We start from the raw sequence: 12,428 nt of genomic DNA, 5'->3' as shown, positions 1-12,428 counted from the left end.
AATAATGAGTTCTAAGAAAGTAAACATTTTTATGATTGACGATCATCCATCCATGATTGAGGGTTATAAGAGCATTTTATCTTATAACGATTTAGGATATGAAATTAATGTTACTTCAGCATTTGACTGTGAATCCGCATACAAAAGAATGATGAAATCGGAGGATTTGTATGAATTTGACATGGTTTTCCTAGATTTAAGTCTTCCTCCTTATGAAGAAAAAAACATCAATTCTGGACAAGATTTAGCCATTCTTGCTAAGAAAAAATACCCTTTTGCAAAAATTGTAATTCTAACTTCTCATGCGGAAGCTTTTATTTTATATGATATACAAACAAACATTGAACCCGACGGGTTACTTGTAAAAAGTGATTTTACAGCTGAAGAATTTTTGAGAGCTTTTGAAGTAATCATCAATAAAGAAAAATACGTTAGTAAAACGGTAAAAGAGAGTATACAAGAAATGCTGGAAGTAAAAAACAATGTTTTTCTAGATGAAAACAATCGCACCATTATATCTTTACTTGCACAAGGTGTCTTATCGAAAAATCTCCCCAATTATATCAATTTAGCACAAAGTTCTATTGATAAAAGAAAGGCTCAAATTAAAGATTATTTTTGTGTTAAAGGAGGTACAGATGAAGACATTGTTAGAGAAGCAAAAAAACAAGGCTTCGTTTAAAAGTTAATTGTATTTCATTTTTCTAAGAACACGCATCACTTCTTTAAATTCATTGTAAACCTTTATGTTTTCAAATAGTTTAAAATAGATTTTGCTATCAATTATTTTTTGTTTGGCATCCTCAAAACCATTGAGATAGCAAATCATTAGCGTTGACGGAATGGATAAAACTTCTTTGTTTTCTCGTTCGGTTAAAGGAATTCCTTTTTCTAACTTTTTTAACAAGCTAATATTAGAATTATAAATATGATGTAGCATTTTTCTATTGTATTGAGGAGGTACAAATAACATCTCTGAATCCATCTTATAATAACCATTATCAAAAAAAGTAAGCGTCAACCTTTCCAAAGGATAGTAACTGGTTTTATCATTGATTCCTAAAGCAATGTGTTCGGTAATGATGAATGAAGAGGCATCATAGGTAATGGTCACATCATCTTGAGCAGAATAAAATAATTTGACTTGTTCGTTAATTAATTCAATATCTACTCTAGAATAAAAAGTAGTATTACGCACATTTTTTTTAACTCCGGCCCAGCAAACAACGAATAATTCTTTAAACACCTTATACTTACAATATAAATCTTTATGTCTTACATTTATAAAATCTTGAACACCATCTAAGGTATGTTCTATGCTGTTTCTAGAATTATTTTCAATACTAATTACAGTTTCAGTATTTGTTTTTGAAAAAGGTATTTTTTCATCAGTAGGAATAGAATTACTTCCTCTTCTTACAAAAACGGTATTCGCAAGTATAGTATGGATGCCTTTCTTAAAAGAAGAAATTTTACTTTTGGGTTTTATAGTAACTAAACCAACGACTTTGTCTTTGGCTAAATTTGGAAAAGGAACATTCTCATATTGAATTTTAGGAGGGTTGTCTATGTAAGCATTTACTAAATTTTGTATCTTACTATCATCAAAAAAATCATCTCCCACAATCTCATTGTTTTCGTCTTCTACACCTACAATGATATAAGAATTATTGGCTGGATTAGAGTTTGATAGCGCACAGATATGTTTTAAAAATTTAGCCTTACCCTCTTTTGTGTGTAAATTTAATTGTCTTTTCTTATCGTAAAAACTACTTTCATCATTATGAGCCAATAAATTTTTTATAAGCAATCTTTTATTTAGCATCTTCTGAAATAATTTGCCACTAATTTACTGTTTTATTTGAGTGGATTCAAAATGTTTTGCAATTAAATTAGTTTGTTGATAATCTGTTAAATATAAAGAAATATTTCAAGAAGAAACAGGACTAAATTTTAACATTAAAGGTAAAAAAGATGTAAGTATAAGCGATACATCTGTTGTAGTTTTACTTCGATAAAAAATCAAACAAACAGTACTATTTATTTAAAACATGAAAATTATGAAAACTAATTTCAGAAGAATCACTTCACTTTTTATTCTCTCTAGCTTGTTTTTTTCTTGTAGCTCCGACACTTCTCTTGAAGTCGAAAATCAAACGCTTACTTATGTTACTACTGACAAAATTGAATTAGCAAAACAAGTTGCTAATGCATTAAAAACAAACAATGGAGCAGAATTATTAAGCAGTAGTAAATTTAAAAGCCTTAATGAAATCCTTCTTTCTGAAGTTTTTAACGACTTAAAAATAACAAAAAGTAAAGAATTTATTACTCCAGAAATTGAAAAAGAAGGTGTTTTAGAATGTTTTATGTATAATCAAGAAGTCGTAAATGCTAAAACATTGAGTGATTTACAAATCCTTTTTGCTCCTATAGATGATAACACCAAAACACTAGAAGGAGTTGATATAAATGGAGAAGTAGTTTTTGTTGATGCCTCTCAACCCAGTAATAAACCGATTCTTTTTATCGATCAACATGGAAAATATGAATTTCAAAAAAGCATGAAATCGTTAAATGAAGAATTAATCAAAAGAGGTTTTGATGCTCAAATGACCACATCAGTTGTTTCAGGAAAAGCTACAGCGGTTGATTTTAATAAAATAGACGCTATAAAATTAGCAGATGTACAAGAACCTTGGTTTAAAGGGAATCCTGAAATTTATGCTATTGTATTCAATTTTGATCAAAACTTTAATGAGCCAAACGTACCGCCTTTAAGGGTCTTACAAATGCCTTACATTAAAAAGAAAAATGTTTTATATACACCAGAGCAACCTTTTGTTTTTTGGAATGAACATACTCGAAATGCGGCTACCATGATTATCATGGAAGAGGACTCAGGCTTTGATTATGCGGGTGTTATTAACATTGTTGTTCAAGCAATAGGAACGGGTGTAACTTTAGGAACTGGAGACGCAGTTTGGACACCTTTCGTAGTTAATACAATTACGGCTGTTCTAGATGAAATTAAAGGAAGTTGGTCTACCGATTCTGACGATGAAATTGATCAGTATTATATCATCAGAAAACAAAATGTAACACAATTGAGAAGTGGCGCTAGTAATAATGCTGCCATAACCTATTCTTTTGAAACATTATAAAAAGTAACTATAAATTTTTAAAAAAAGCACATTGTCAAATGTGCTTTTTTATTTCGTATTTATTTTGAAAAGACAGAAATTATTGATTTGGAACCTGTTATCGTATAAAAACACTTTTTTGATATAAATTCTTAAAACAATAAAAACAAAATCATAAATTAGGCTTAAATAATGCTTAAGCTTAATTTTTTTAACGGTATATTAACATCGTAGTCCTAAATAAATTTTCAATTTTGAATTGTTAAAATTTTTTTGAAAATTTGAACCAAAATAAATTGAAAATGGAAGAAAATACTGCGACACTAGATATTAGAGCAATTAATGAAAAAATAGAAAGAGAAAGTGCTTTTGTCGATTTGTTGACAATGGAAATGAACAAAGTCATTGTTGGACAAAAACACATGATTGAAAGACTTTTAATTGGACTTTTAGGACAAGGTCACATTTTATTAGAAGGTGTTCCTGGATTAGCAAAAACATTAGCAATTAATACGCTTTCTCAAGCGGTGCATGGTAGTTTTAGTAGAATTCAGTTTACACCCGATTTACTACCTGCGGATGTTGTTGGAACGATGATTTATAACATCAAAGAAAACGACTTTACGATTAAAAAAGGTCCTATTTTCGCCAATTTTGTGCTTGCTGATGAGATTAACCGTGCTCCAGCTAAAGTACAATCAGCGCTTTTAGAAGCGATGCAAGAGAAACAAGTTACAATTGGCGATACTACATTTAAATTAGATAAGCCTTTTTTAGTAATGGCAACTCAAAATCCGGTTGAGCAAGAAGGAACGTATCCTTTACCAGAAGCTCAAGTTGACCGTTTTATGCTAAAAACAGTTATCGATTATCCTAAAATGGAAGATGAAAGAATGGTCATTCGTCAAAATTTATCTGGGTCTTTTGAAAAAGTAAACCAAGTCGTTTCTTTGGAACAAATTTTGAGAGCACAGCAAGCGGTTCGAGAAGTATACATGGATGAAAAAATAGAAAAATATATACTAGATATTATTTTTGCTACTCGTTTTCCAGAAAAATACAAATTAGAAAGCTTAAAACCATTAATTAGTTTTGGTTCTTCGCCTCGTGGAAGTATTAATTTAGCTACTGCTGCAAAATGTTATGCTTTCATTAAAAGAAGAGGTTATGTAATTCCTGAAGACGTTAGAGCTGTGGTTCACGATGTATTACGTCATAGAATTGGAATCACGTACGAAGCTGAAGCTGAAAACATTACTTCAGTAGATATCATTAATAAAATTGTTAACGAAGTAGAAGTGCCTTAAAATTAGTAGGCAGTAAACAGTAACAGTAAGTCGTTTTAGAACGTTACTGAAAACTTTTAACTGATCACTGAATACTAAAAAAATGGAAACGAAAGAAATACTTAAAAAAGTAAGAAAAATTGAAATTAAAACCAGAAGATTGAGCGATCATATCTTTTCTGGTGAATATCATACATCTTTTAAAGGAAGAGGGATGACTTTTTCGGAAGTACGTCAATATCAATATGGAGATGATGTACGTGCGATAGATTGGAATGTTACGGCAAGATACAATGAACCTTTCGTTAAAGTTTTTGAAGAAGAAAGAGAATTAACCATGATGCTCATGGTGGATTGTAGTGGTTCTGAATCCTTTGGTTCTAAAAATCAATTTAAAAACGAAATTGTCACAGAGATTGCTGCTACATTAGCTTTTTCTTCAACTCAAAACAATGATAAAGTTGGCCTAATTCTTTTTTCAGACGAAATTGAATTGTTTATTCCTCCTAAAAAAGGGAAATCTCATGTTTTAAGAATCATCAGAGAATTAATTGAGTTCAAACCTAAAAGTAAAAAAACCGATTTGGCTCAAGCCTTAAAATTTTTATCGGGTGTAATGAACAAAAAAGCAATTGTGTTTCTAATTTCCGATTTTATGACAAAGGAATACGAACACACCTTAAAAATTGCTTCCAAAAAACATGATCTTACAGGAATACGAGTGTATGATAAAAGAGAAGAAACGATACCAAATTTGGGTATGGTGAATATGTTAGATGCAGAAACAGGTGAATCATTTTTGGTGGATACTAACTCAAAAAGTGTGCGAATGAACTATGAAAAGCATTATAAAGACAATGTAAAATATTTTACAGATACTTTTTCAAAATGTGGAGCGGGAACTGTTAGTGCTAGAGTTGATGAAAGTTATGTAACCAAATTACTGGGTTATTTTAAAGCAAGAAATTAAAATGATAAAGAATTTAAAAATAGTCCTTTGTTTTTTATTTACTTCAATCGTTTTTTCTCAAACGATTCAATCTACTATAGATTCTACACAGATTAAAATTGGTTCTCAATTTAATTTGACGATTAAAGCGAATGTTACTACAAAAGATAAAGTCGTTTTTCCAGAAGGACAGTTTTTCGGACCAGTAGAAGTTTTAGAATCCTATGCCGTAGATTCTATAAAAAACAACGACAAACTGGAATTAATTAAAAAATATGGGTTAACCCAATTTGATTCAGGACGATATGTAATTCCTCCTTTACAAGTTATTATCAACAATAAAACTGTCAAAACAGATTCTTTTGCAATAACGGTAAACCCAGTAATTGTAGACACGTTAAAACAACAAATGTATGATATTAAGTCAATCATTACCGTAGAACAACCCACCAATTATTTTTGGCTATATGTTCTATTAGGAATTGTTGGTATTCTTATTATAGGTTTTGTAGTGTATTATTTGATCAAAAAGAAACAAATTAAAAAGAATGAAGCGGACGAAATTCTTTTTGCATCACCAATTGAAAAAGCATTATCTCAATTACAAAATTTAGAAGGAAAAGAACTTTGGCAAAAAGGGGAAACCAAAGCCTATTATTCCGAATTAACAGATATTACGAGATATTATTTGGAAGAAGCAGTTGAAATTCCTGCTATGGAAAGTACATCAAATGAATTGTTTGAAACTTTAAAATCAACTATTAAAAAGAAAAAAATTAAACTAAGCCAAGATATTTTAGATAAATTCAAAAAAGTAATGGCGAATGCTGATTTAGTAAAATTTGCGAAATCAAAACCCTTGGATTTTGAAATTGAAAATGATAAAAAAATCATAGATTCGTTTTTAATTTCAATAGATAAAGCCATTCCTAGAACAGATGAAGAAAAGGAGAATTTGTTTACAGAAGAATTAAAACGCAAAAGAAATCGTTCTCAAAAGTTAAAACGAATTGGCATTCCAATAACATTGGTTCTTTTTTTATTATTAATTGGAGGTGTCTTCATTGGTGTTTCCAAAGGTACCGACTATATTAGAAATAATTGGATAGGACATAGTGCGAAATCTTTATTAAATGAAGAATGGATTACCTCTGAATATGGTGATCCCGCCATCATTATAGCAACTCCAAAAGTCTTAAAACGAGTTTCTGATGAGCGTATACAAAATAACTTACCAGCACACGTAAAAGCCAATGCAAAATTCATGTATGGAAGTTTATTGGATAATTTCTCAATTATCCTAAATACAACGGCCTTCAAAGATACCACAAATGTAGATTTGAATCAGGTAGTAGAATATGATTTGAAAAACATGGAATTATTGGGAGCCAAAAATATTACCGTTAAAGAAGAAGATTATGAAGATCCTAAAGGTTTAACAGGAAAAAAAGCATATGGTAGTTTTTCTGTTCAAAACCCACTGGAAAAAGAAAACCAACTCATGAATTACGAATTGTATGTGTTTTCTCAACCAGGAGGAGCACAAGAATTGTTCTTAATTTATAGAAATGAAGATGAATATGCGAAACAAATCATGGAACGCATAATTGCATCTGTCCAACTTAGAAAAACGGCTGAAAAATGAAAAACGTAACTTTTTTACATCCTGAGTTTTTCTGGTTATTTTTAACGTTGCCAATTGCAATTGCTTGGTATCTTTATTCTAGAAAAAAGCAATCGGCAAGCATCAAAATGAGTTCTTTAGCTCCATTTGCCAATAGTAGAACGTTGTTGTCTAGATTAAAACCACTACTTTTTGGATTACGGATTCTAGCTTTAGCTTCCATTATTGTAGCTTTAGCACGACCAAGAAGTGTAGATGTAACCCAAAAATCAAGAACTACTCGAGGTATTGATATTGTAATGGCAATAGATGTTTCAGGAAGTATGTTGGCTAAAGATTTAAAACCGAATCGTTTAGATGCACTGAAGCGAGTAGCTGCAAAATTTATCGAAGACAGAATAAATGATAGAATAGGTTTAGTAGTTTATGCGGGAGAAAGCTATACACGTACTCCTGTTACGTCTGATAAAACAGTCGTTTTACAATCTCTTAAAACGGTAAATTATGACGATTCCATAATTGCAGATGGAACAGGAATAGGAGTAGGATTGGCCACAGCAATTAATCGCTTAAAAGATAGTAAAGCAAAAAGTAGAATTATTATTCTTTTAACGGATGGTGTAAATAATGCTGGTACTATCGACCCAAGAATGGCAGCAGACATTGCAAAACAATATGGTATAAAAGTATATACTATTGGTATTGGCACCAATGGAATGGCTCCTTTTCCTTATGCAAAAACAGCCAACGGGCAATTTTTATTTCGTAACATGAAAGTAGAAATAGATGAGGATTTAATGAAAGAAATTGCCAAAACGACAGATGGAAAATATTTTAGAGCCACTAATAATAAAAAATTAGAAGAAATCTATGCTGAAATCAATAAGCTAGAAACCACTGAAATTGAAGAAAAAAAATATTTCAATTATGATGAAAAATTTAAACCTTTAGTTTGGTTGGCTTTTGCACTTGTTTTACTAGAAATCGGTTTGAGAAATACTGTTTTTAAAGGTTTTGTTTAAAAAAATAAATAATGTATCATAAATTAGAAGAACCAATATTGTTATATTTATTACTAATACTTCCGCTATTAGTAGTGTTATTCTTATTTCAGATATATTGGAAAAAGAGAAAGCAAAGAGAATTTGGTGATTTGGAATTGGTAAAAAAACTAAGTCCTGAAAAATCTACTTTTAAACCCATTTTAAAATTCACCACTGTTTTAGTCGCTTTAACAGGTTTGATTTTGGCTTTGGTAAACCCCAAAATTGGCACCAAAATGGAAACAGTTAAAAGACAAGGTATTGATATTGTTTTTGCTTTAGATATTTCAAAAAGTATGTTGGCTGAAGATATTGCTCCCAGTCGTCTCGAAAAATCAAAACAATTGATTAATCAGATAATCAATAGCTTAGGAAATGATCGAATTGGTATAGTAGGTTATGCGGGAAGTGCTTATCCTGTTTTGCCTATGACCACCGATTACAGTATTGCTAAAATGTACTTGCAAAATATGAATACAAACATGGTTTCTTCTCAAGGTACAGCTCTTAATGACGCCATTAATTTAGCAACTACCTATTTTGATGCTGTGGATACTAGTAAATTAATAATTTTAGTTTCAGATGGAGAAGATCATGGTGATGGAGCAGTAGAAGCAAGCGAAATAGCTAAAGAAAAAGGCATTAAAATTGCTACAATAGGTGTAGGTACATTAGATGGCGGACCTATTCCAATCAAGGGTGATAATGGTGTAATTGCAGAATATAAAAAAGATAATGAAGGTCAGGTTGTGATTACAAAACTTAATACAGAGACGCTTCAAAGCATTGCTCAAAACACCAAATCTACTTACATTGAAGGTAAGAATACAAAACAAGTATTAGAAGAGATAAAACAAGTATTGGACACCATCGAGAAAACAGAATTTGAATCACAAGAAATAGCTGAATATCAAACACAATACCAATGGTTTTTAGGAGTTGCCTTTTTTCTATTGTTAGTTGATGTTTTCTTTTTAGAGCGAAAAACAGCTTGGTTACAAAAGTTGAACTTATTTAATGAAAGATAGTATGCAAAGGATAATTATAGGAATCGCATTATGTATTACGTCGCTACTTTTTAGTCAAAACAAAGACAGAAATTTATACGAAGGAACTGAACTTTTTAGTAATAAGAATTTTATTGCCGCAGAAAGTGATTTTAGAGTTTCGCAAGCGACAAATGAAGAAAAAAAAGCAGTAGCAAATTATAATCTTGGAAATAGTATTTATAGACAAAATCAGCCAAGTGAAGCAAAATATAAGTTTTTAAATGCCATTGAAAGTGCGAAAACTAAAGAAGAAAAACACAAGGCTTTCCATAATTTAGGAAATGCATTCATGTTAGAGGAAAACTATTCTGCTGCTGCGGAAGCCTATAAAAATGCTTTAAGAAACAATCCTTATGATGAAGAGACACGATATAATTATGCTTTAGCAAAGAAAAAACAAAAAGAAAACCCGCCTAAAAAAGATAAAGACAAAGATAAGGACAAGGATAAAAAGCAAGATCAAAAAGACAATAAGGGAGATAATCAGGATAAAAAAGACAAACAAGATAACGGTCAAGACAAAGACAAAAAAGACTCTGATAAAGGCGATCCAGAAGATAAGAAGAAAGACGGTGATGATAAAAAGGACAATCAAAATGGAGACAAAAAAGAAGATGAGAAAGGAAATCCAAAACCTTCTGGTGTAAACAAACAACAAATCGAAAATTTATTGGACGCAGTTAACAATGCAGAAAAGAAAATTCAAGATAAATTAAATGCAAAAAAAGTAAAAGCCGTTCCAGCAACAAATGAAAAAGATTGGTAAAATGAAAAGAGTTTTTATTATACTATTACTTTTTATACAAACTGCTCTTTTAGCTCAAGAAATTAAATTTGAAGCTAAAGTGAGCAAATCTACCATTGGTTTGAATGAAAGACTGCAAGTAACTTTTGCAATAAATGAAGATGGGGATAATTTTCAAGCTCCTAATTTTGAAGGATTTAGAGTAGTAGGCGGCCCTTTTCAGTCTACCAATTTTTCTTGGGTAAATGGCGTGAAATCATTTAGTAGAAGTTATGCTTATGTCTTACAGCCTACTCAAAAAGGGACCTTAACCATTAAACAAGGTATTATTGAGTTTGAAGGTCAAACCTACAAAACGTTACCTGTAAAAGTTACAGTAACAGATGCGGTGGAATTACCTAAAGATCCAAACGACCCCGATTATAAAGTTGGCGAAGGCGTTCATTTAGTAGCTGAGGTTTCAAATGGAAATCCGTATTTAAACGAACCTGTTACTGTTATCTATAAACTGTACTTTAATCCTCGATTCCAAGTTCGAAATGTGCAAGAAGTAGATAACCCTAAATACAATGGGTTTTGGAGTCAACAAATTAATATTGATAAATTAGAAGCCGTTCAAGGAAAATATGACGGTCAAGATTATGCTTTGGTAGTCTGGAGAAAAGTAATTCTTTATCCTCAAGAATCGGGAGCGAAACCACTTGAACCCTTGACCATTAATTTAGATATTGATGTGCCGACTGGTAGAAGAAATTTCTTTATGGAACCCGAATACCAATCCGTAACCAAAACGATTTCTGCAGGAGCCAAAACCATAAATGTGAAACCGCTACCGGAAGCTGGAAAACCACTTAGTTTTAGTGGAGCAGTTGGGAAATTCAGTTTTGAAGTGCAACCTTCTAAAACAGAACTTAGAGCAGGTGAATCTTTAGATTTAGAAATTAAGGTATCGGGTACGGGTAATTTAAAATTATTTACCTTGCCTAAAACAGAGTTTCCAAGTGCTTTTGAAGTTTTCGACCCAGAACATAAAGAAGAAGTAAACACGCCTTTATCTGGAATGAATGGTACTATTTCCGATACGTATACTATTATTCCACAATTTAAAGGGAAATACACCTTAAAACCGATCGAATTTTCGTATTTTGATTTGGGTTCGAAATCCTACAAAACCATTTCTTCTGAAGCAATTACTATTAATGTTTTAGATAACCCAAACTTTACCTCTTCGAAACAAGATGTAACATCGAATGATGCAAATAAGCAAAAAGTAGTTAAAAATAATACCTTTCAGTTTATTAAATTGAAATCTGACTTTGTAGTGAGAAATCAAAACACCTTTTTTGGAACACAGTTATTCTATGGTTTAGTCGTAGCACCTTTTTTATTCATTCCTTTAATTGTCTTGGGAAGAAAGAAAAAAGAAGCGATAGATGCGGATGAATTTGGGAATAAAATTAGAAGAAATAATAAACTAGCTAAAAAATACCTTTCAGAAGCTAAAAAACAATTGGGGAATAAAATTCCATTCTATATGGCAATGGAGAAAGCACTGCATAATTTCTTGAAAGCGAAATTGCATATTGAAACTTCTGAAATGAGTAAAGAAAACATTCAAGAGATATTAGAAAATAAACAAGCACAAAATGAAACGATTACGCAATTTATTCAATTAATGAATGATTGTGAATTCGCTCGCTATGCACCTTCTACCAATGTAGCAATGCAACAAGACTTTGAAAAAGCGGTAACTTTAATTTCTGAACTTGAAAAACAATTGTAATGAAAATGAAGAAAATAGTGTATTTGTTTTTATTTATAAGCCCATTCTTTTTTGGACAGAACAATGCAACGGCTCTTTTTGATGCAGCAAATGATTTATACCGAAAAGAAAAATATACAGAAGCGATTGAAAAATATGAAACCATTCTCAATCAAAATCAATTGGAATCTTCTGAATTGTATTTTAATTTAGGGAATTGTTATTATAAACTAGGTAAAGTAGCCCCTTCGATTTATAATTTTGAAAAAGCATTGCTTTTAAATCCTTCAGACGAAGCGATAAAAACGAATCTTTCCTTTGCACAAAATAGAGCCATAGATGATATTAAGGTATCGCCTAAAGTGGGTTTTTCTAACTTTTTCCTAAAAACAATAAGTGTTTTTAATGTAACCGTTTGGGCTTGGTTAGCGGTTGGTTTTTCCGTCTTTTTTTTATTGTTTTTTATTGGTTACTATTTTTCTACAAGTGCTTTAAGCAAAAGAATATTTTTTGTAGGTATGTTTTTCATTTTAGCATTTCTATTTTGCAGTGTGTTGTTTGCCTATGTATTGCAAAGGCAAGATAAAGTTATTCGACCCGCTATTGTTTTTGAGGAATTAGTTAATGTAAAAACAGAACCCAAAACCAGTTCGGAAAATGCTTTTATGTTGCATGAAGGTACCAAAGTTTTTGTTAAAGAAACTTTAGAAAACTGGAAACGTATTGAGCTTACTGACAAATCGGAAGGTTGGATTAAAAAAGAGGCCATTAGAGAATTGAAAGATTAGTTTTTTTTCTATTTTTGAGTAAATAGAAATTTATTTTTC

General features: G+C 31.1%; 11 protein-coding genes. 10 read left to right on the top strand and 1 reads right to left on the bottom strand.

All coding sequences use genetic code 11. The annotated features are described in order from the left end of the window. Positions 1–4 precede the first annotated feature (4 nt). Entirely contained in the window at positions 5–682 is a 678-nt protein-coding gene (locus tag NHF47_RS02335) for a response regulator (RefSeq protein ID WP_252763411.1), read from the top strand. Between the two features lie 3 nt (positions 683–685). Here NHF47_RS02335 and NHF47_RS02330 read toward each other — a convergent pair whose 3' ends face one another. After that, on the bottom strand, positions 686–1,825 hold the full coding sequence (locus NHF47_RS02330) for an ATP-binding protein (protein WP_252763410.1): 1,140 nt from the start codon (positions 1,823–1,825) through the stop codon (positions 686–688). 235 nt (positions 1,826–2,060) lie between these two features. On the opposite strand from NHF47_RS02330, the gene NHF47_RS02325 reads away from it, so the two are divergent. The 9 genes from NHF47_RS02325 (at position 2,061) to NHF47_RS02285 (ending at position 12,389) form a co-directional block, all read left to right on the top strand. Further along, a complete protein-coding gene (locus NHF47_RS02325) occupies positions 2,061–3,164 on the top strand; it encodes a DUF3103 family protein (protein WP_252763409.1) in 1,104 nt (367 codons plus the stop codon). 281 nt (positions 3,165–3,445) lie between these two features. Continuing rightward, the gene (locus tag NHF47_RS02320; RefSeq protein ID WP_252763408.1) at positions 3,446–4,450 is read left to right on the top strand and encodes a MoxR family ATPase; all 1,005 of its coding nucleotides are present in this window, start codon (positions 3,446–3,448) and stop codon (positions 4,448–4,450) included. Between the two features lie 82 nt (positions 4,451–4,532). Further along, positions 4,533–5,399, top strand: coding sequence for a DUF58 domain-containing protein (locus NHF47_RS02315; RefSeq protein WP_252763407.1), 867 nt, complete (start codon positions 4,533–4,535; stop codon positions 5,397–5,399). A gap of 1 nt (position 5,400) precedes the next feature. Further along, positions 5,401–7,023 carry a BatD family protein gene (locus tag NHF47_RS02310; RefSeq protein ID WP_252763406.1) on the top strand — a complete coding sequence of 541 codons (1,623 nt, stop codon included), beginning with the start codon at positions 5,401–5,403 and terminating at the stop codon, positions 7,021–7,023. Beyond that, positions 7,020–8,024, top strand: a complete 1,005-nt coding sequence (locus tag NHF47_RS02305) for a VWA domain-containing protein (RefSeq protein WP_252763405.1) — start codon at positions 7,020–7,022, stop codon at positions 8,022–8,024. Before NHF47_RS02310 ends, NHF47_RS02305 begins: the two co-directional genes overlap by 4 nt. 11 nt (positions 8,025–8,035) lie before the next feature. Next, positions 8,036–9,073: a VWA domain-containing protein gene (locus NHF47_RS02300; RefSeq protein WP_252763404.1), complete on the top strand. Its 1,038-nt coding sequence runs from the start codon at positions 8,036–8,038 to the stop codon at positions 9,071–9,073. Further along, the gene (locus NHF47_RS02295) at positions 9,063–9,860 is read left to right on the top strand and encodes a tetratricopeptide repeat protein (protein ID WP_252763403.1); all 798 of its coding nucleotides are present in this window, start codon (positions 9,063–9,065) and stop codon (positions 9,858–9,860) included. The genes NHF47_RS02300 and NHF47_RS02295 overlap by 11 nt, the downstream gene beginning before the upstream one ends. Before the next feature lies 1 nt (position 9,861). Further along, positions 9,862–11,622 carry a BatD family protein gene (locus NHF47_RS02290; RefSeq protein WP_252763402.1) on the top strand — a complete coding sequence of 587 codons (1,761 nt, stop codon included), beginning with the start codon at positions 9,862–9,864 and terminating at the stop codon, positions 11,620–11,622. After that, positions 11,622–12,389 (top strand): tetratricopeptide repeat protein, encoded by a 768-nt coding sequence (locus tag NHF47_RS02285; protein ID WP_252763401.1) that lies wholly within the window; start codon positions 11,622–11,624, stop codon positions 12,387–12,389. Before NHF47_RS02290 ends, NHF47_RS02285 begins: the two co-directional genes overlap by 1 nt. Positions 12,390–12,428: the final 39 nt, after the last annotated feature.

The sequence above is a fragment of the Flavobacterium sp. NRK F7 genome, from assembly GCF_024054195.1.
Classification (GTDB): domain Bacteria; phylum Bacteroidota; class Bacteroidia; order Flavobacteriales; family Flavobacteriaceae; genus Flavobacterium.
Note: the sequence above shows the minus strand (reverse complement) of the source record. Positions and strands in the feature narration are given on the sequence as shown.

Bases quoted from the DNA above. Each gene is read 5' to 3' on its own strand.
- NHF47_RS02335 (WP_252763411.1), top strand. From the start codon at position 5: ATGAGTTCTAAGAAAGTAAACATTTTTATGATTGACGATCATCCATCC.
- NHF47_RS02330 (WP_252763410.1), bottom strand. From the start codon at position 1,825: ATGCTAAATAAAAGATTGCTTATAAAAAATTTATTGGCTCATAATGAT.
- NHF47_RS02325 (WP_252763409.1), top strand. From the start codon at position 2,061: ATGAAAACTAATTTCAGAAGAATCACTTCACTTTTTATTCTCTCTAGC.
- NHF47_RS02320 (WP_252763408.1), top strand. From the start codon at position 3,446: ATGGAAGAAAATACTGCGACACTAGATATTAGAGCAATTAATGAAAAA.
- NHF47_RS02315 (WP_252763407.1), top strand. From the start codon at position 4,533: ATGGAAACGAAAGAAATACTTAAAAAAGTAAGAAAAATTGAAATTAAA.
- NHF47_RS02310 (WP_252763406.1), top strand. From the start codon at position 5,401: ATGATAAAGAATTTAAAAATAGTCCTTTGTTTTTTATTTACTTCAATC.
- NHF47_RS02305 (WP_252763405.1), top strand. From the start codon at position 7,020: ATGAAAAACGTAACTTTTTTACATCCTGAGTTTTTCTGGTTATTTTTA.
- NHF47_RS02300 (WP_252763404.1), top strand. From the start codon at position 8,036: ATGTATCATAAATTAGAAGAACCAATATTGTTATATTTATTACTAATA.
- NHF47_RS02295 (WP_252763403.1), top strand. From the start codon at position 9,063: ATGAAAGATAGTATGCAAAGGATAATTATAGGAATCGCATTATGTATT.
- NHF47_RS02290 (WP_252763402.1), top strand. From the start codon at position 9,862: ATGAAAAGAGTTTTTATTATACTATTACTTTTTATACAAACTGCTCTT.
- NHF47_RS02285 (WP_252763401.1), top strand. From the start codon at position 11,622: ATGAAAATGAAGAAAATAGTGTATTTGTTTTTATTTATAAGCCCATTC.